This is a genomic window from Shewanella sp. NKUCC01_JLK (assembly GCF_019345615.1).
GTDB lineage: Bacteria > Pseudomonadota > Gammaproteobacteria > Enterobacterales > Shewanellaceae > Shewanella > Shewanella oncorhynchi.
This window is the reverse complement of sequence record NZ_JAHKRD010000021.1, coordinates 30,708-48,732: the sequence shown is the minus strand read 5'-3', so window position 1 is coordinate 48,732 and position 18,025 is coordinate 30,708. Positions and strand designations below refer to the sequence as shown.

At 45.2% G+C, this 18,025-nt stretch carries 18 protein-coding genes and 1 pseudogene; 10 read left to right on the top strand and 9 right to left on the bottom strand.

Translation table 11 applies throughout. The features are described from left to right. The first annotated feature begins 26 nt into the window (after positions 1-26). Both KO537_RS19865 and KO537_RS19860 read left to right on the top strand, forming a co-directional pair. A complete protein-coding gene (locus KO537_RS19865; protein ID WP_168826929.1) occupies positions 27-689 on the top strand; it encodes a Bax inhibitor-1 family protein in 663 nt (220 codons plus the stop codon). A gap of 17 nt (positions 690-706) precedes the next feature. Further along, complete coding sequence (locus tag KO537_RS19860; protein ID WP_131525670.1) at positions 707-952, top strand: DUF333 domain-containing protein; 246 nt, start codon at positions 707-709, stop codon at positions 950-952. 86 nt (positions 953-1,038) lie between these two features. On the opposite strand, the gene rlmF is transcribed toward KO537_RS19860, so the two are convergent. Then, on the bottom strand, positions 1,039-2,139 hold the full coding sequence (gene rlmF, locus KO537_RS19855; RefSeq protein WP_173242544.1) for a 23S rRNA (adenine(1618)-N(6))-methyltransferase RlmF: 1,101 nt from the start codon (positions 2,137-2,139) through the stop codon (positions 1,039-1,041). Positions 2,140-2,197: 58 nt separating this feature from the next. Next, positions 2,198-2,626 (bottom strand): flagellar basal body-associated protein FliL, encoded by a 429-nt coding sequence (locus KO537_RS19850; protein ID WP_105250969.1) that lies wholly within the window; start codon positions 2,624-2,626, stop codon positions 2,198-2,200. A 170-nt stretch (positions 2,627-2,796) separates the two neighbouring features. Between KO537_RS19850 and KO537_RS19845 the strand changes: the two genes are divergently transcribed. Beyond that, the gene (locus KO537_RS19845; protein ID WP_131525672.1) at positions 2,797-3,360 is read left to right on the top strand and encodes a chorismate lyase; all 564 of its coding nucleotides are present in this window, start codon (positions 2,797-2,799) and stop codon (positions 3,358-3,360) included. Positions 3,361-3,477: 117 nt separating this feature from the next. On the opposite strand, the gene KO537_RS19840 is transcribed toward KO537_RS19845, so the two are convergent. Then, positions 3,478-6,069 (bottom strand): immune inhibitor A domain-containing protein, encoded by a 2,592-nt coding sequence (locus KO537_RS19840; protein ID WP_219235487.1) that lies wholly within the window; start codon positions 6,067-6,069, stop codon positions 3,478-3,480. A 325-nt stretch (positions 6,070-6,394) separates the two neighbouring features. After that, positions 6,395-6,988, bottom strand: coding sequence for a YhgN family NAAT transporter (locus KO537_RS19835; protein WP_173242540.1), 594 nt, complete (start codon positions 6,986-6,988; stop codon positions 6,395-6,397). Between the two features lie 483 nt (positions 6,989-7,471). On the opposite strand from KO537_RS19835, the gene KO537_RS19830 reads away from it, so the two are divergent. After that, positions 7,472-9,124, top strand: coding sequence for a metal transporter (locus KO537_RS19830; protein ID WP_173497909.1), 1,653 nt, complete (start codon positions 7,472-7,474; stop codon positions 9,122-9,124). Between the two features lie 61 nt (positions 9,125-9,185). Beyond that, on the top strand, positions 9,186-9,989 hold the full coding sequence (locus tag KO537_RS19825; protein WP_173496987.1) for an NRDE family protein: 804 nt from the start codon (positions 9,186-9,188) through the stop codon (positions 9,987-9,989). 39 nt (positions 9,990-10,028) lie between these two features. Here KO537_RS19825 and KO537_RS19820 read toward each other — a convergent pair whose 3' ends face one another. Next, positions 10,029-10,481 (bottom strand): DUF4440 domain-containing protein, encoded by a 453-nt coding sequence (locus KO537_RS19820; RefSeq protein WP_105250965.1) that lies wholly within the window; start codon positions 10,479-10,481, stop codon positions 10,029-10,031. A 133-nt stretch (positions 10,482-10,614) separates the two neighbouring features. Here KO537_RS19820 and KO537_RS19815 point away from each other — a divergent pair, with 133 nt between their 5' ends. Together KO537_RS19815 and KO537_RS19810 are read left to right on the top strand one after the other, a co-directional pair. Next, the gene (locus KO537_RS19815) at positions 10,615-11,178 is read left to right on the top strand and encodes a lysophospholipid acyltransferase family protein (RefSeq protein ID WP_113941259.1); all 564 of its coding nucleotides are present in this window, start codon (positions 10,615-10,617) and stop codon (positions 11,176-11,178) included. Between the two features lie 26 nt (positions 11,179-11,204). Next, positions 11,205-11,828 (top strand): LysE family translocator, encoded by a 624-nt coding sequence (locus tag KO537_RS19810; protein ID WP_198573368.1) that lies wholly within the window; start codon positions 11,205-11,207, stop codon positions 11,826-11,828. Here the strand turns inward: KO537_RS19810 and KO537_RS19805 are convergent. Next, the gene (locus KO537_RS19805; RefSeq protein ID WP_198573369.1) at positions 11,825-13,093 is read right to left on the bottom strand and encodes a mechanosensitive ion channel domain-containing protein; all 1,269 of its coding nucleotides are present in this window, start codon (positions 13,091-13,093) and stop codon (positions 11,825-11,827) included. The two genes, KO537_RS19810 and KO537_RS19805, sit on opposite strands and share 4 nt — an antisense overlap. Before the next feature lie 209 nt (positions 13,094-13,302). On the opposite strand from KO537_RS19805, the gene KO537_RS19800 reads away from it, so the two are divergent. Next, on the top strand, positions 13,303-13,881 hold the full coding sequence (locus KO537_RS19800; protein ID WP_219235484.1) for a porin family protein: 579 nt from the start codon (positions 13,303-13,305) through the stop codon (positions 13,879-13,881). A gap of 26 nt (positions 13,882-13,907) precedes the next feature. Here the strand turns inward: KO537_RS19800 and KO537_RS19795 are convergent, their stop codons facing one another. Continuing rightward, positions 13,908-14,300, bottom strand: a complete 393-nt coding sequence (locus KO537_RS19795) for a DUF1090 domain-containing protein (protein ID WP_198573371.1) — start codon at positions 14,298-14,300, stop codon at positions 13,908-13,910. Between the two features lie 215 nt (positions 14,301-14,515). Between KO537_RS19795 and KO537_RS19790 the strand changes: the two genes are divergently transcribed. After that, positions 14,516-15,136, top strand: a complete 621-nt coding sequence (locus KO537_RS19790) for a DUF3157 family protein (protein WP_219235482.1) — start codon at positions 14,516-14,518, stop codon at positions 15,134-15,136. 139 nt (positions 15,137-15,275) lie between these two features. Continuing rightward, positions 15,276-16,271, top strand: coding sequence for a DUF481 domain-containing protein (locus KO537_RS19785; protein WP_219235480.1), 996 nt, complete (start codon positions 15,276-15,278; stop codon positions 16,269-16,271). On the opposite strand, the pseudogene KO537_RS19780 reads toward KO537_RS19785, so the two are convergent. Beyond that, a pseudogene (locus KO537_RS19780) lies at positions 16,254-16,475 on the bottom strand (VOC family protein); the annotation flags it as partial. The gene KO537_RS19785 and the pseudogene KO537_RS19780 sit on opposite strands and share 18 nt — an antisense overlap. Before the next feature lie 98 nt (positions 16,476-16,573). Continuing rightward, complete coding sequence (locus KO537_RS19775; protein ID WP_219235478.1) at positions 16,574-17,872, bottom strand: M23 family metallopeptidase; 1,299 nt, start codon at positions 17,870-17,872, stop codon at positions 16,574-16,576. Positions 17,873-18,025 lie beyond the last annotated feature (153 nt).

The following is an 18,025-nucleotide window of genomic DNA, read 5'->3' as shown; positions in this document are numbered from 1 at the left end:
AAATAAGGAAATCATAAGGAAAACATATGGATTCGGAAAACAGTGTATTTGACCGCATGACCACAGACGACCCCATAGTTGGCGCAGGTATTTATAACCTCGTTATCGGCCTCACGCTGATTTGGGGTTTTGCCGTTAACTATTGGATGGTCACCAATATCGACCCAGAGGCGATTGCCAGTGTTAATCCTTGGATTTTCTTTATCGGCTATTTCGCCTCCTGTTTCTTTGGGATTTATCTGTTCCAAAAATCGACTAATCCCGTTGTCAGTTTTATTGGCTACAACTTTGTAGTCGTGCCCTTCGGCTTAATTATCAATATGGTGGTCAGTCAATACGATCCCGAATTGGTGACTGAGGCCATTCGTATCACAGGGTTAGTGACCATAGCCATGATGTGCTTAGGCACACTCTTCCCCGCCTTTTTCCAAAAAATTTCCGGCGCACTCACGATTGCTTTATTGCTCGTTATCGTCGTCGAACTGATTGAAGTGTTTATCTTTAATACTCACCACGGCATTTTAGATTGGATAGTCGTGCTGATTTTCTGCGGTTATATTGGTTATGACTGGGGAAGAGCGAATCAAATCCCTAAAACCATAGATAATGCTATCGATAGCGCCGCCGCTTTGTATATGGATATCATCAACTTGTTCCTACGGATCCTGCGGATTTTAGGGCGAAAATAACTCACCAAGGAGTGTCTATGAAAATCAAATTCCTACTTGTTACTGCTCCACTTCTGGCGAGTGTGGTATTAGTCGGATGCAGTGATACTGAACAAGTAAAAATAGCCAATCCCGCCTCTGAGTATTGTGTCTCCATTGGTGGCAAATTAACAATTGAGAAAACCGCTGAAGGTGAACATGGGATCTGCACCTTACCCAGCGGTGAAGCAATTGAAGAGTGGGCGTTATTCCGTCGCGATCATAAGGAAGAAAAGCCGCAGTAACAGTGGCTATTTTTACCTTTAATAAAAACAGGCGCCATTAGCGCCTGTTTTGTTAATAGTACTTAATTGGGTCATACCCAACAGTCTTAACGGGCTAAGTGTTCACCGCGCCAGATTTTGCGCTTAACTGCTGACTGGAAGCTCCACGCTAAAACCCGCGTAATTTTATTGCCCTGCTGCATCTCAATCGTTTTCACAGTATCGACTTTCAACTGCGCTAAGGCTTGATAACAAGGTTTCAGGTTTTCCTTCTTCGACACTAGACTGCTAAACCATAAGCATTGATCTGCAAACATTTGGCTCTCACGGATCATAGTCGCTAGAAACTGTCGTTCACCGCCTTGGCACCAAAGCTCAGCCGCTTGACCGCCGAAATTCAGCTTAGGGGAAGACTTGACCAAGCCACCCCGATTGAGCTGCAGATTATTCACCTTACGCTTTGTACCTTCGCTCGCCTCAGCCATAGAGGCATGAAATGGCGGATTGCACAGGGTTAACGCAAAACATTCTCCGGCTTGAATGATTCCCTTGAAGACCGCCTTGTCATTTGGCTGTAATCGTAAACCTATCTGCCCTTGCAGCACTGGGTTTTGCTCAATAATACTCTGCACATTACTGAGTGAATGGGCATTAATATCCGAGGCGACAAATTGCCAACCGTATACTTGGCAACCCAATATGGGATAAATACCGTTCGCGCCAGTGCCAATATCTAATACCCTAGTTTTATCCAAAGCAAATACATCATCGCCTTCGGCTAGAAGGTCTGCTAAATAATGTAAATAATCGACTCGACCGGGAATAGGAGGACATAACGCTCCATCAGGAATATCCCAAGATTCAATCCCATAATGGTGTTTCAGTAGCGCCGCATTAAGCATCTTAACCGCTAACGGATCGGAAAAATCGACCGATAAAGCCCCATAAGGCGTGGGTCGAACAAAGGCTTTTAGCTTAGGGAATGAACTCATCAGCGCCGGAAAATCATAGCCGTTCAAGTGTACATTTCGAGGATGCAAAGCTTTTTTGATCTCAGCACTGCGCCTGTTTTTGACCGACTTGGCTTTGCCTTTCACCTCAGTTCTAGCCTGCTTTGGTGCTTTAGTTTTTGCATGACCAATGTTGGCTGTACTCGTTAGGCGTTTCGCAGTCACTAATTGGACGGGTTTAACGGCAGGTTTTGACATAATAGCTCTTGTAACGCAATGGGCCGACCTGAGTCAGCCCATGGAATGGGGCAGTAAATTAATCGTACAGATAAGAGGTGAACAATAAGTTTACGATCAAGGGTTTACCAGCTTCTTTGGTGATCAAATTGTTGACCATTTCAAAGCACTCACGACGAATCTCTTCACGACCCGTGAGTGACTTAATCTTCTCTTCCGATTGATTGCCTAACACTTCAACAATTGCGGCTCGTAATAATGGATTATGGAGCTCAATTGTCACTAGATCATCTGGACTCTTTACCATTAACTCAACGCTAATCTTCACAAAACCCAATTTCTTGCGATTAGAAATGTAGTTAGTGACAATTTCGGGTTCGAAACCATAGTAGGCATACTCACCCGTAGGTGGGGTTGCTGCTGCAGGTGCAGCTTCTTTTTCATCGGCCGCATAAACACTGAAAACACTTGTAAACAGGATAAGACAGACTGAGAGTAATTTTTTCATAGCGACTTACGGCTCCCTAAAACAATAATGATAATGGAAGAAACTTCCCAATCTATATAGCCAAACAACCTGAAGATGCAGTATCCGTATCTGGAAGTAGCTTGGGTATATATGCTCGCGTCGCGACATGCTAGACTGCCGACGTTTGTTTATATTGTAACGAGTATTTAATGAATGTGACTAGCTTAAGCTTTCCCTATGGTGAATCTATTCAGTGGTTTTCAGCCGATCTAGCCGACAAACTCCCCAAATCGCCCTTGAAAGAATGGTTGCTTGCCACTGGCAGCCTAACGCAAAAACTCAAAACTTGCTGCGCTCAATTTGAAGTAAAGATACTAGGCGAAGGACTGCATGCTCCCTTAGAGGGCGAATATCCCCAGCAAGGTGCTGTATGGATCCGTGAAGTCTTGCTTTGCCTCGACTCGATACCTTGGGTATTTGCCAGAACCTTAATCCCTGAAAAATTAATGGCCGAGCGCAAAATGGATTTCCTTAGTTTGGGTACTCGCCCCTTAGGTGAATTACTGTTTAGCCAAGATAACTTCATCCCCGGTAGAATCGAAGTGGCCAGTTTCGAAACCTGTAGTCGCCTTGCCCACTTAGCTGAAAGTTTAGATCAAAGTGTCGAACATGCACTCTGGGGACGCCGCCGCTATTTCCATCACGGTGAGCATGAAATGATCGTCAGCGAAATCTTTCTTCCAGCGGCCGAGCAAGCTATCCGTCAGTTGTAAACTTTAGACTTCATCCAAAGCTTAGTCAGATTTTAGCCTCAAGACAGATAAAAAATGCCTCTAGATCAGAGGCATTTTTGTTCGGGTTTCAAACAATCAACTTAGTGGACATTTAACTTAGTGCACATTTAACTGGCGGCGCCAAGTCAATAAGCCAAGGAAAGCAAGGCTTAACCAACCTAAGCTGCCGCCACCTGAACTCTCACTGGCCGGCGGAGTTACTGGAGGCGTAACAGGTGCAACAACCGTTACCGTCGAACTGCTAATCGCCTTAGTATTTTGCGCATCTGTCACTGTAAGCTTCACAGTATAAGTGCCAGCCTTCGCATAGGTATGGGTTGGCGCCGTGACAGTGCTTGTCGTGCCATCACCAAAATCCCAAGCGTAGGTTAATACTCCCATACCACCATCAACGTTACTGGTGAAGTTCACCGCTAATTGACTAACTGTCTTACCAAAACTGACAGTTAACGGCGCTATAGCATCAGAGTTCGCATTAGCAAGACGAATAACCGCAGTACTATTGTTGCTGGCTTGAGATAGTACCTGCATTGTCAACCCTAGCTGCTGCAACACCATACCTGACTGTGGCTGTAGTGGCGCACTGTAATCAAAACTGTCATCGAACAGGCTGACAGCATCGCGATGATTGTCCTCCAAATAGAAGGTTTGATTTACTGTACTAAAGGCCGCATCACGAATTTGTACGTCGGTAGAGCGAGTGCCAATCATATTTTGGTCAGCATCAATCACGCCAATCAAGCCATGGCCAGCGTGGTCTGAAACGTTATTGTCACTGTAGCTAAAATTTTCTAACCAGAGTAAAACTCCGGGATCAAAGCTTTTTGCTTTCAAACCCGCATCGACACCATTATGGCTACGCAGCTGGATAATATAACGAGACTGAGATTTGGGATCCGGACGAGAATCCTTAATCCGGCTATAGCCGTAAAACGTCATTTTATCCGCGACTTCAGCGTTATCACTATATAACTCAGTGGTATTTTGTTTAATGCTGATGTTATCAATAGCGATCCCTGACTCAGAGGTATAATCATCAGTGACATAGTTGATTTCGACAGCAACAGATTTTCCAGAATATGCTGATAAATCATATTCTAATGTTACCCAAGCATCGCGACCTTCCGCCTGAGCAAGCGCAGACGATTCACCAGTGATGATATGACGAGCACTATTCATTGCATTGTTCGACTTAGTGTAATTACCCGCAATGGCCACACCATCCACTTTCACCTGCATGTAGTCATAGTTAGGCTCAATACTCCAACTAGCCTTCATACTCAGAATCAGTTTATCTGTGGTTACGGCAGGTAAATTAACATTAAAATTCATGCTGTTATTCAGCATATTTCCTTGGCCAGAATAGTACTGATAACTGCCCTGATAAGGTGTTTTAAAAGGAATTAACACAAGAGGGAGCGGAATAGAGATCTGATTAACCGCCTGATGATTAACCGCCTCATTCAACGTCACTTCCATGCCTGATTTGGGAATGCTATCTAAGGTGATTTCACGTTCATTCAACCACTTACCTTTGTATCTTTTCTGTAGATAAGATCGAGCATAAGGACTAAAACCACTCGGCTGAGCGCCAGGAATAGCACCAGCCCAACTACCACCAGACATTAAAGACCATAGCCCCACAGGCGAGCCGTCTTTCTTATCATTTTCAGAGGTATCGTACTCATCAGGCAGACCTAAATCATGGCCAAACTCGTGGGTACACACGCCCGTTGCCGCATCGATAGGCTGGATTGTATAACCGAATACTTTTTTGTTCGTACCAGGAAGCGCATAACCATTGGTTGCTTGGTCGACATAATATCGATGCGACCATATCGCACTCGATCCTAGTTTTCCGCCGCCGACCTCTTCGCCTACGCTAGAGTGGAAAATCATCACATGGTCGATAATGCCATCGGGCTCATCGTAATTACCGTTATTGTTCAAATCATTTTGGTCTTCAACATCATAACTCGCCAACTCAGCTGCAGACATATTTGCAACAGCTTGAGATACGGCTTCTTTTACCAATTCAGCGACCTGTGAATCACTACGGGTATCTGGATCATTAACACCATAGTATTCGGCATTTTGCGAGGCGGTATACCAGCCCTTCACATCCCCAGTAAAGGAGAAGGTTTGCCCAGAAACCGCTTGATAATATTGATACCCCGAATCTAACGTCTGCCCCTGTGGACCTTTGAAGCCCGTAGGCGAAAAGAGTAATTCCTTGTAGTGGGACGCAGGATAACTCGGGTAATACATGTCTGTATCCCCCGCTTTTAAGCCATTGTTATCATGTTTTAGATCAGCAAAATCCACTAATACCGTGAGCACTTTTACGGTTTTCTTTACATCCGCATCGGCCTGTAAACGCTGTGCGGATGAGCGCATCATTTGCGATGACTTAGCTCTTTGTAGACGCGCATGTTCAGCTTCAACTTCGATGCGCGGCGCTTTAGGTTGTGCCAAAGTGGCGCGATGAATATAAGCTTCTATCGCCTCCTGCTTTACGCTATCACTGGCATCGGCGGCCACTTCGCCACGCTTAATCAACCAATATAAAATTCGATCTTTATTAATCACCCCCGCATCTGCAGGCGTATGATTCGGAGCCGCAATACTCGCGCCGCTAATCAATGCCAACATCAGTCCAAACGCTGTTACGCCTTTTGTACTTCGCATTTTTAACATCCTTCTATAACAGCCAACGCCGTTTACGCTATTCAATTTATTGAGACTAGTGTCTCTTTGCATTAAGACAAATTACCTTTAATTAGTAACCTACTCAGGGTTTATCCGTCTTCAAGTGATAGAGACAGAGTTTTCGACATTAGCAGCACTGCACCTCAGTAACAACTTGATACACCTGTTCGCAGGTAAGATTTGCACTTTTGTCAGCAAATATTCAGCAAACCTCTGTGCTGACTCAATTCCAAGCCAAATCTCAGCCATAAAAAACCGCATTAACAACGTTAATACGGTTTCGTTTTGATCAAACTAGATAAAGTTAGCCAGCGGTTTTCAGATAGTTTGAAATACCGTCGAGGAACATTTGCACTGAGATCATGACCAGCACCATACCCATCAAACGCTCGACTGCTGTGAGCCCCTTTTCCCCCAGCACACGGGTGAAAAGTTTATAAAACATTAAGATCACCGCACTCGCCCCCCAAGCTGACACTAACGCTATGGTCCAATCGCCCATACGTGAGCTATCGGTATGCGCCAGTAAAATCAAGGCTGCAAGAATCGATGGGCCAGCCATCAAGGGAATAGCCATAGGCACGATAAAAGGCTCTTCTCCCGCGGCTAATCCAACGACACCACCGGGTTGGGGGAAAATCATCTTAATCGCGATCAAAAACAGAATAATACTGCCTGCAATACTCACAGATTCGGAACGAAGATTTAAGAAACTTAAAATGGCTTCACCCGCATAAAGGAAAGACAACATGATCACTAAGGCGAAAAGTAATTCGCGGATCAGTACCTTACGACGTTTCTTGGGATCGATATGCCGTAGAATCGACGCGAAAATCGGCAAATTCCCCAAAGGGTCCATGATCAGAAACAACATTACCGCAGCAGAAAATATATCCATTTAACGTATCAACACCCAAGCCAACATAAGCCGATATTATATACCCAAACAATCTGAAGATGCAGGATTCAGCGGGAATGTAACGCACTTTAGGCAAGGCGGTTATTTGCGGACCTAGTGGGCTAAGTTAAAAATAACCAACACGGCATAAAGTACGTTACAACCCGCCGGAACGGAGCGCCTAGGGAGCTCCACTTCCGTGTTGCAACAATTCAAAAGGTGGCCGACATTCTGTCATTGATGCGCCTTGAATTGAAGCACCCTAGGCGCTCTGAAACTCATATCTTCAGGTAGCTTGGGTATAGTACCTTTTCTCGAGTTAGATCTGAAAATTTCTCCGCAGAATGGCCAAAGTGAATAAAATTCTCCCCTTCAAAACACAGTATAAAATGTCAGTTGAGTAAATTGCCTGCAAGTCACTGCTCACTTTGCTTTACAGCTGGTATACTATGGCGTTTTTTCAGCAAATTTTCCGTGGAATCCATGCTCTATCTTCTTGCTAGCTGTATCGCACTCTTAATTGGCCCTCTGTTTTATCGCTACTTCTCATCGAGTAGTGGCTTACAAAAGGGGCTCGATGGTTTTATATTCGTCTCATTAGGCGGATTAGTGCTGATCCACATCTTGCCAGAATTACTCGAGCATGGTGGCATGCTTGCGATCGTCTTTGTACTCCTCGGCATCTGGGGGCCTACCGCCAGCGAACGCCTATTTCACCGTTATTCAGAAGTCACCCATAATTTTACGCTTTTCTTGGGTATTGGTGGCTTATTACTGCATACCATCACCGATGGCACCGCTATGGTTTTGGCGCAGCAAGACGATAACTCCATTCTGCTAGCTCTTGGTGTCATACTCCACCAATTACCCGTCGGTTTTGCAGTATGGTGGATACTTAAACCCCATCTCGGAACACGTTGGACACTTATGATCTTTGCAGCCCAGATGCTATTTACAGGCATAGGCTATTTCGCCGGTGAGCAACTACTTCCTTATTTAAATATCGATGACACTGTCTACTTACAAGCCTTTATTACAGGCACAATTCTGCATGTGGTACTACATCAACCCCATGGTCAGCATGAAAGTGATACGCAAGGCAAATATGAATACCAAGCTGGCATAGGTAGTTTGCTCGGCATCGGTTTACTCGTGATGCTGCTATTAATGGATTCAGGCGGCCACGAACATGCCCACCATGATCACAGCACAGAGCAATTAATAACTTGGCTATTAAAGCTCGCACCCGTGTTACTGCTGAGCTATGGTGCGGCTGCGCTGCGCTTTAAATTAGGTTTGACGCCGCAGGATAGCAGTTTAGCCCGTCGCTGGTTCCAACGCTTAGCTGGGCCTGAAGCCTTAGTGATCACAGCTCTACTTCTTGGTCCTTGGTTAGCATTATTCCAATTGCTTGTAGTGTTTATTCTGAGTGCGTATTTAAGCCATGCTAACGTCACCATTACCGATCCACACACTAAATTACCCAGCAATTCACTGCGTTTCGGCTTTGCTCATTTAGTCGATCGCAGCGCACCTTGGATTTTACTTAGCCTAGTATTAGTGAATTTAATTGGCCACCCTTCAATGCCCTTAAGCAATCCATTGCTACAGGTTGTTGTGCTATTACTTGTATTTTTACCTATGCGTTTCTGCAACTTAGGCGCCGCCGTACTCGCTCTTGCACTGGCTTATAGTGGCTGGAGTCCTATTGCGATTATGATGCCGCTGATTGCAGCACCTGTACTCAACATAGCTCAGCTTAAGTTAATGACATGGACGCAAAGGGCAATATTACTGAGTATTATTGCGCTGAGCTTAGCCGCAGCATTACGCTTGCCACTATGGTTCTCCTTATTTACCTTGCCTGAAGTCGTGAACTTAATTGCTCTACTGATCCTCTCAGGGGTGTTTGCCGCCAGCTTACTGCGCTTAGGTCCACGTAAATTTTTACGCCGCTTAATGCTCAGCAAACCTGCAGTTCATGCGCATAGTCACGCCCATAGCCATTCCCACGAGAATACACATACTCACGAATCTAGCGCTTCGCACACAGACGAGCAGAAACCTGTTGTGACACCTAGTGCCGATAAACATGCACATGAACACACAAAAACAGATAAGCACTCGCACCACTAACGCTGTTCATTTGTGAGCAGACAGGCTAAGTTAATCTACCTTTGGATTAATTTAGCCTGCTATGTGCATACTCTTTGTCGCCATTAATGCCCATCCTAAGTATCCCTTAATCATCTGCGCCAACCGCGATGAGTTTCATCATAGACCAACTGCGCCAGCGCATTTTTGGCCGCCGGAAGAAAACATACTCGCGGGTAAAGATCTGCAGGCCGGTGGCACTTGGTTTGGCATCAATAAACAAGGACAAATCGCAGGCATAACCAATCTGCGCGTTCCGCAAAAGAACCCTGAAGCCATGCGTAGTCGTGGCGAGCTAATTACTATGACGCTCAACTCAGGGTCGCTCGTGTGCCCTAATTGGCTCGTTGAACATAGCGACAATTATCAGCCGTTCAATCTCATCTTCGGCCAAGGCACTGACTTATATTGTTTTAACAGTATCAATAAAGACACAGTAAAACTTGCCGATGGATTTCATGCCATTAGCAATGGTGCACTCGATGATATTTGGCCGAAAATGGCGAAGGGACAGCAGGCGTTAGAAGCGGCAATCAGCCAGTCCAGCAGTATAGAAGTGCAAGTACTGTTACAACTAATGAAAGACGATTCCCAGCCGCAAGATAATGAGCTGCCTAATACGGGAGTCGGGATCGAGTGGGAACGGCGTTTAGCTGCGATTTATATTCGTCACCCCGACTATGGCACCCGCTCCACCAGCATTCTGCTTGAAGATGCTGAGGGCGGTATGCATTTCACCGAAGTGAGATACGATGGCAAAGGTAGACAGCTTGGACAGCAGGATTTCCATTTAACCCTGCCCGCCGAGCCGCCAGCCAAACCAGACTGTTTATTATCGCAAATCTAATTTGAACTGCAGTGCAGCACTGAGTGTAAAGGACACGGTTTAGTCTGAACTGTGGTCCATAGTGATCACCCAACGATCGTCGATTTTTTCAATCAACAGAGTAAACACGCCCGTTGGGGCATCTTTTATCCGCCGTAAATCCCAGCGCCCAACAACCATAGCGGCGTAATTACTGAGCATTTTGATTTCTTTGATAGTGAACTTCAGTTCACCAAGCGCTTCTTTATTTGGATAATTTTTCTTATAGGCAGCGAGAGTTTCTTCCCAGCCAAAACGAAACTTACCATTAGAGACAAAACGCAGTTGATCACTCTTCCAATAGCCTTGCATATAAGCATCGAGATCGCCGCGATTCCAGGCGTCTTCTTGGCCTTTGAGCATCTGCGTAATTTCATCCGTCGGCACCGCATTAACATGACAAGTCAGCAAGAGTAACAGTGCCGCAAAAACACGCTGCCAGATAACCTTGTTTAATAGTCCATTTTTCAACATAGTATCGTTCCCCCACAATCAATCAGGTTAAACTGTACTATAACGAATTAAGTACAGACTATCTTGTTTAAGCCAGTTTAAAATCTAAAAAAGCTGATGATATTATTAATTTTTCGACTCTGGGCACCGAACTATGTTTACACCACTTTGCCGTTGGCTACTTAAAACTTCAGGCTGGCAGATAGAAGGCCAACTGCCCGACTGTGCTAAATACATCATCATAGTTGCGCCGCACACTAGTAACTGGGACTTCATTGTCGGCATTTTAGCCCGTGGTGCCCTAGGTATCCGCATTCACTTTCTCGGCAAACACCAACTCTTTATCCCGCCTTGGGGCTGGTTTTTCCGCGCCATTGGCGGCAGTCCGGTGGATCGGCGCAAGAACAACAACTTAGTCGATGCCGCCGTGCAGCTGTTTGAGTCAAAATCCGATTACAAGTTAGCGCTAGCGCCAGAAGGCACCCGCGGCCCAGTGACGCGCTGGAAGTGCGGCTTTTATCATATCGCCAGCAAGGCCCAAGTACCCATTACTCCCGTAGGCTTAGACTTTAGCCGCCGCACTGTCGTTATCCGCACGCCACTGCAACCCAGTGACGATATCGTGACCGACATGCAAGAGATTTTGAGCTTCTATCGCACCATTAAAGGCCGTCATCCTAAGGTGATCCCTGATTTTATAGCGAGTGCTAAACATTAACATTTATTCCATTTAGAGCAGCAAATATGCAACCCGAAACTTGGTTACTCTATCTCTTTGCCATTGTATTGATTGGGATTTCACCCGGCCCTATCGCTATGTTATCTATGTCCCATGGGATCCACTTCGGCAAGATGCGTAGCATAGCCACAGGCCTTGGCAGTGTTAGCGCCGCTTTAATCTTAATGATGGCGTCAGCGGCAGGACTGGGGGCGATTATTAGCGCCTCAGAATACGGTTTTACCCTGCTCAAATGGTGCGGCGCGGCCTATTTAGTATTTTTAGGTATTAAGCTGTTATTGACGAAAAACCAAGGTCAAGCCCTTGAAGTTAGCCCGTCAGAGGGCAAAGGTACGCCTGCGCAGCTTTATAAGCAGGCGTTTCTAGTGGGGATCAGTAATCCGAAGGATTTACTGTTTTTTGCCGCCTTGTTTCCGCAATTTCTCAATCTTGCCGCGCCGCAATTACCGCAACTGACCATTCTTGCAGTCACTTGGGCCGTGGTGGATTTTAGCTTTGTGATGATTTATGCCTGCATGGCCAATGTACTTGCGCCCAGCCTAAAGGCGAGCAACAAGCTGCATTGGTTTGACAGAACCAGCGGCGGTATATTTATCACCTTAGCCGCGATTCTGATCAGTCGAGACTAACCCTCGACCTTCACCGATTTTAAACTGCGAATATCGTTACCCGTTGGCGCTTGGAACGCCTGCAGGCCAAACTCAGGTAATACAGCAAACACATGATCGAAAATATCCGCTTGTATCGCCTCATAAAACGCCCAACGAGTGTCGTTAGTGAAGATATAAATCTCGATCGGTAACCCTTCAGTGGTCGGCGCTAGTTGGCGTACCATTAAGGTCATATCCTTGTGGACTTTATCGTGACGCTGTAGGTATTCCTGCAGATAAGCGCGGAAAGTGCCGACGTTAGTCAAATGGCGGCCGTTCACTTTCATATCGAGATCCGACACTCTGGCATTCGACTCACGAATTTCGTTTATTTTTGCGGGGAAATATTCTTTTAAGCAATTGATCTTACTGAGACGTTCGCGCTCTTCCTCGGTCAAAAACTTTATGCTGTTGATATCGATATTGATCGCGCGTTTGATCCTGCGACCGCCCGACTCAGACATACCCCGCCAGTTGCGAAACGCATCCGACACTAAGGCATATGCAGGGATCATAGTGATGGTTTTGTCCCAGTTGCGCACTTTCACTGTGGTCAGCGAGACTTCTTCTACCGCACCGTCGGCGCCGTATTTATCCATCTGGATCCAGTCGCCTTTACTCACCATACGGTTAGCCGCTAACTGAATGCCCGCCACAAAACCTAAGATAGTGTCGCGGAACACTAACATCACAAAACCCGTTGCCACACCTAAGCCGCTGAGGAAGTACACAGGTGATTGATCGGCCAAGATTGAGATAGAAACGATAATCCCAACAAAGAATAAAAATAGCTTAGTTAACTGTACGAAACTCTTAACAGGCAAGCGCCGACTCACCAGATTCACATCTGAAATTTCATCAACCGCATCCATACCTGCATACATAGCGCGGATAATCAGCACCACTAACCAAATACTCAGTAATCGGTCGACTAGCCCGCTTAGCAGTGGATGCTCAGTCAGCGCGATTGGCACCAATAGATTAAGTACGATAGCGGGCACAAGCATGGCCAGCTTTTCAAGTACCTTATAACGCATGAATACATCGTCCCACGTCGCCTTAGAGCGCAGGATCACCATATTCACCGCACGAATCACCACGCGTCGGACAATAAAATAAGCGATGCTCGCTAACAGTAAGCAAGCAATGACCATAACTGTGGTCGATATTCCATCAGAGGGTTGGCTATCAATCCCAAAGCCCGCTAACCATGCCGAAATTTCGAGCCTTATTTCCTGATCCACAATTTCACTCCAACGTAGGCGCTAGCGCAACAAACCCATACAAAGGTAACTGCCGAGTTGACCTCGGTTAAATGTCACCCTAGAAAACACTCAAATCAAAACACAAAATATTTACAAATACTTATTTTAAAAGAGATTTTAGCATTTTGAATTGACCCCGCACACAGGAAAATGAACAATATTTCCCCTACCCCTAAGGAAACCATCCCATGTGTCGTCATTCATATACGCTTGCCTGTCTTAGCATTGGACTCCTGAGCCTATGCCAACCGCTTCAAGCGGCCGAATATAGCACTTCTAAGCAATTAGTTAGGCCAGATAAATCAGACGAAACTGCCAATGCACCTTATATCGCCCTTATGCTCGATTATATTCCCGCCACAGATAATCTCTATGGCATTACAATCGCCCCCTATCATTTCGATAATAATTACCAGCAATGGGGTTATTACCTAGGCTATGCCCGCAGTCGTGAAACCGATATTATCGTGCCAGAACCCGCGCAGTCCTATCGCCAAGAAAGCCTCTTCCGCTTAGGCTTAAGCTACAGCTTAACGGCAGATTTAAGCTTTTATGCCGGCGGCAGTGGCTATATCAGCACAGTGTCTTACACGAATAACATTTCACCCAAAATTGTCGATGGCAAACCCACATGGGAAGAAGATAAAACAACCCGTTGGGGCGCAGAAGCTGGGCTAAGATATCGAATCACTGAGCACTTCATACTGAGTGCCGGTTATAACTCCAGCACAGAATCCACTATTTTAAGCATAGGTTACGCGGGCTAAGCTCCTAGCGATTGGGCTTGAGCTATTTATTGCGTTAGCTCGGCTCGCGCCTTAGCAAGTTCAGCCTCGACTTCGGCGACTTTATTGCGTTTCTTGTTGATTTTATCCATAGAACGACCTTCTTCTATGGCTTTGGCCAATTCGTTTTGGCGCTCGGTGAGTTTTTCCTCTAAGGCCTCAACTTTAGCGACTCGCTCGGCGTATAAGCTATCATCGTCGCAATGGGTTGAAACTTCGTCATAGGCCTTTTCAAGTCCCGCGACTTTATACTTATTACCTGCCGCTTTTGCTTGGGCAAGTTCGGCACTAATGGCATCTAATTTCGCCGCGCAACCCACTTTCGGTGCTTCAGCAGCCAAAGTGACAGTGCTAAATGCCAATCCAATCACTAAGCCATAAATTCCATGTTTCATCTGCATCTTAATCTCCTGTTACTTTATTCATTGAGCATACCGCTCATGTACACCTATCTAATAGTGCCACAGTCAGCTAGCTCAATCTGTACTAGCGTTAAAATCTCGCCATTAATCCACTTTATTCATCAAAACACGACTTAGACAGTGACTAACATGCGGCAAATTGTTTATGTTAGGGCAGAATATTGACTCAGACGGATATCGGAGCCAGAAAATTAATGCACACTTCATTACGCCTTAGCGCACTTAGCTCATTGTTATTGCTAACATCATCGGTTATGGCGGCCGACGTAGCCAATATCACCCTAGAAAATGGCGCCCAAGTCAGACTCAAAGACGACTTTACCTGGGAATACGTGATCACTGAAACCAAAGCCGCGCCCAATGCCTTAGCCGCTGCAGCCGTAGCAAGTGCATCGAGCAATGTTGCCAGTGCCGCAGTGACCACTCAAACTGTTGCTGCGCCAGTCACCACATTGACCGCCACTGCGATTACCCAACCTGAGCTATTAGGCTCAACGGCAAAAGATGGGATCAAAGTCAGCTTTGCTGAAGGTCAATGGAAAGGCGACAAACTCGGACTCAGCTTCGATCTCGCCAGCACCAGCAATGAACACGTTACCTTAGTTGAAGTTGAAGCTAGCTTCTTCGCCGATAATGGTACTTTGCTCAAAACCGAAAAACTCGAAGTGTGGGAAGCCATTTTCCGCATGCCTGAGACCTATCTACGCAAAGGCGAACAGCGTAAAAGCAGCGTCATTTGGGTCGAAGGCATAGATAAAGCCCAATGGCAGAAGCAGCTCATTAACCTCAAAATCACCGAAATTAACTCACGCTAACATGGCAAAGAAGTAAGGGATTGCGAACCCGTTTTCAATCCCTTATCAACACTTTTATCAAATGTTATTGCTTTGTAGAGCCTGTGTTCGAGTAGAATGACAACACTAACTCTCCCCTTATTTTGAGCCCACGAGCAAGATGCATAATCTGATATCCAATCCAGCATTGTACCTTGTTGCTACGCTCTGTAGTGTCAGCCCCTTGTGTTATGCCGACACAGTTTTTTTGCTCAATGGCGATAAAATTAGCGGTGAAATTAAAGAGTTTAACGATCAAAATCTCATCATCAACACCAGTTATGCCCCTAAAATTACCATTCAACGCAGTGCTATTCTCAGCCTCGAAGTCACAGATACTAGACCTTGGAGTGTCAGTCGTTCCATACAGGACATAAGTATTCAAGCCTCTAATGAACATGGCATGGTATTAATTAATAACCAGCACACTCCCGTGAGTGAGTTGAGATTCTCGCAGCACTATGCAAACTCAGATTGGAATTTTAACGGTAGTGTAGAAACCACACTTGATGTTACCAAAAACAAGAAAAATAGTCAGAAGCTACATATCAAAGGCGATATCACAGCGGAAACCTTGCAATGGCGACATAATATCAAGACCGAAGTGCGCTACGAAACCGAAGATGACGTGACTAAGCGCAACACCCTCGAAGGACATTATTCATTAGACTATCTGCTCAATGAGCATTGGCTGTTACGTCAGGAAGATTTTTATGAAGAAGATAAACTCGGCATCGATAGCCATAGTTATTATGCGGGGCTCGGTCCTGGTTATCGCTTTTGGGGTGCTGGGCGCGATAAATTAGACTTCGTCGTAACCTACAACCATTTTTGGCTTGAACAACAGTCCTTTAAACTAGAACTAAATGCTTGGGCGGCCTCACTTAACTATAAACAATATTGGTTTGGTGGCATTTTAGAGTCCTATGCCGATCTGCAAATTGCTTTCCCAGATATGCCTTCGATTGATTACATCTCAAACTCGACAGTAGGACTTAAATATCTACTAACTCAGCGGATTTATTTGTCATTTAAATATGACTTCAACGACACTAAAACAGTGATAGGCAATACGAGAGATACCAGCTACACCTTAGGATTAGGGGTTAACTTCTAATCCTGGCTCCCGATACGCTAACCTGTGAGCCATAGGATGTTCATCATTCAATTGCAGTAAATCCCATAAGTTACCGTAGAGATCTTTAAACACAGCGACTGTGCCATAGTCTTGTTCTTGCGGCTCGCGCGCAAACTCCACGCCATCGGCGACCATACGTTGACAATCCCGCCAAAAACCACCGGTATTCAAGAATTTAAACAGGGGGATATCCAAACAATTTGAGGATTCAGCTAGCTTAGCGAGCAACGGTTTTCCTCGCATTATATCAGCCCCTCGATTGAGGGGCTTTCTATCATTGATTAGAGACTTCCAGCATTATACAGCGGCGCCCAAGCGCACATTGTACGATTGTTACTTACATCAAACAGATTGAAACGACTACAGTTATTGTCATAGTTGTAACTACCAATGTTGATTCTATATTGCCCCAAATACACACCTTGCAACGACACATGGCGCCCATCCTTTAATAAAGAAAAATGCAAATGGGGCCCAGTTGAACTCCCACCTTCACACAAGGCTGCATTTTTATTATTTGCATAAATGCCCATCACGGTATTTTGGTTTACATATTGACCATTACGCACTGTAATTTGATCCATATGATAATAGTTAGTCGCCCAACCATTAGCATTGGTCACCCGAACTTGGCAGCGAGACAACACATTGACAGTCCCACCATGTGCGGAAGCAACCGAATAAGTCGGACTCCCCCATTGCGGCCAATCGTAGGATACATCGATTGATGATAGCGGATAGCCAGACCCAGTATGCGAATGAGCACCATTGGATTGCCATGAATATCCCTGTCGCCAAGGCATTTGCAGCATGTTACTGGGTGGCAGACTACTCACGGTAATATTCGCCAATGGGACGACTTGTTGCATCGACTGAGTTGAATCAGCTACAAGTGGATTTTTAGCAACTGAACTCATTAACAACTCACGGTCAGTATTGCCAAATAATAATCTAAACTGCTCAATGAATGGGTCCAATCCCAAAGCGTGCTCACCCGTCATAACGGCATGTTGCTGTTGCTCTATCCTACGACCGTTTAACAAAGCCAATAATGCGAAACTCGATGCGTTAACTGCGTCGGTACTTGGCGGGTATAGGCCTTTTAATTGAGACTCTTCATAGGCATAAAAACGTTGTGATAGCTGAGCCAATACATCTTGGAGTTGTTCCTCAAAACCCTGTTTATCCGATAATGTTCCCAAAGGTCGGTTAAGCGCTTCAGCTGTCGGATACGAAATTAACTGAGATTGCATTTCCATCAAAGTCAGTATGACTTTGGGGTTAATACTATAATATCCAGCCCAATGCGTAATCGCCTCTTCTTTATCAATTAAGTCAGGAACATTGACGTAAATAAAGTCAGCTAAATCAAACTGCGACGCATCTACGCCATATAAAAATATCAGATTATTAAATGGCAGTAATACGCTAGGCATATCTACCATTTTTATTTCTTCTGCATCAATATGATACTGACTGGTTGGCATATCAGATGCCATCGATGGTAACGCTATTATCGCGGAGACACTTAACGCGCGGCCTATCCATAATGCCGTGCAACGTATTTTAAAAAAATTCATACTTATCAGATTCCTTTAGTAAGTCACTCAGATTAAATATTATTTTAAAATGCCAGCTTGCTTTAGACGTAATGATATTCACGACTAAATTTTTATAGCTAGAGAACATTAAAGAAGCTAAGTGACAATAATCGCCGATGCAAATAAGTGACG

Coding starts and splice junctions, on each gene's coding strand:
- KO537_RS19865 (WP_168826929.1), top strand. CDS start 27: ATGGATTCGGAAAACAGTGTATTTGACCGCATGACCACAGACGACCCC.
- KO537_RS19860 (WP_131525670.1), top strand. CDS start 707: ATGAAAATCAAATTCCTACTTGTTACTGCTCCACTTCTGGCGAGTGTG.
- rlmF (WP_173242544.1), bottom strand. CDS start 2,139: ATGTCAAAACCTGCCGTTAAACCCGTCCAATTAGTGACTGCGAAACGC.
- KO537_RS19850 (WP_105250969.1), bottom strand. CDS start 2,626: ATGAAAAAATTACTCTCAGTCTGTCTTATCCTGTTTACAAGTGTTTTC.
- KO537_RS19845 (WP_131525672.1), top strand. CDS start 2,797: ATGAATGTGACTAGCTTAAGCTTTCCCTATGGTGAATCTATTCAGTGG.
- KO537_RS19840 (WP_219235487.1), bottom strand. CDS start 6,069: ATGCGAAGTACAAAAGGCGTAACAGCGTTTGGACTGATGTTGGCATTG.
- KO537_RS19835 (WP_173242540.1), bottom strand. CDS start 6,988: ATGGATATATTTTCTGCTGCGGTAATGTTGTTTCTGATCATGGACCCT.
- KO537_RS19830 (WP_173497909.1), top strand. CDS start 7,472: ATGCTCTATCTTCTTGCTAGCTGTATCGCACTCTTAATTGGCCCTCTG.
- KO537_RS19825 (WP_173496987.1), top strand. CDS start 9,186: ATGTGCATACTCTTTGTCGCCATTAATGCCCATCCTAAGTATCCCTTA.
- KO537_RS19820 (WP_105250965.1), bottom strand. CDS start 10,481: ATGTTGAAAAATGGACTATTAAACAAGGTTATCTGGCAGCGTGTTTTT.
- KO537_RS19815 (WP_113941259.1), top strand. CDS start 10,615: ATGTTTACACCACTTTGCCGTTGGCTACTTAAAACTTCAGGCTGGCAG.
- KO537_RS19810 (WP_198573368.1), top strand. CDS start 11,205: ATGCAACCCGAAACTTGGTTACTCTATCTCTTTGCCATTGTATTGATT.
- KO537_RS19800 (WP_219235484.1), top strand. CDS start 13,303: ATGTGTCGTCATTCATATACGCTTGCCTGTCTTAGCATTGGACTCCTG.
- KO537_RS19795 (WP_198573371.1), bottom strand. CDS start 14,300: ATGCAGATGAAACATGGAATTTATGGCTTAGTGATTGGATTGGCATTT.
- KO537_RS19790 (WP_219235482.1), top strand. CDS start 14,516: ATGCACACTTCATTACGCCTTAGCGCACTTAGCTCATTGTTATTGCTA.
- KO537_RS19785 (WP_219235480.1), top strand. CDS start 15,276: ATGCATAATCTGATATCCAATCCAGCATTGTACCTTGTTGCTACGCTC.
- KO537_RS19775 (WP_219235478.1), bottom strand. CDS start 17,872: ATGAATTTTTTTAAAATACGTTGCACGGCATTATGGATAGGCCGCGCG.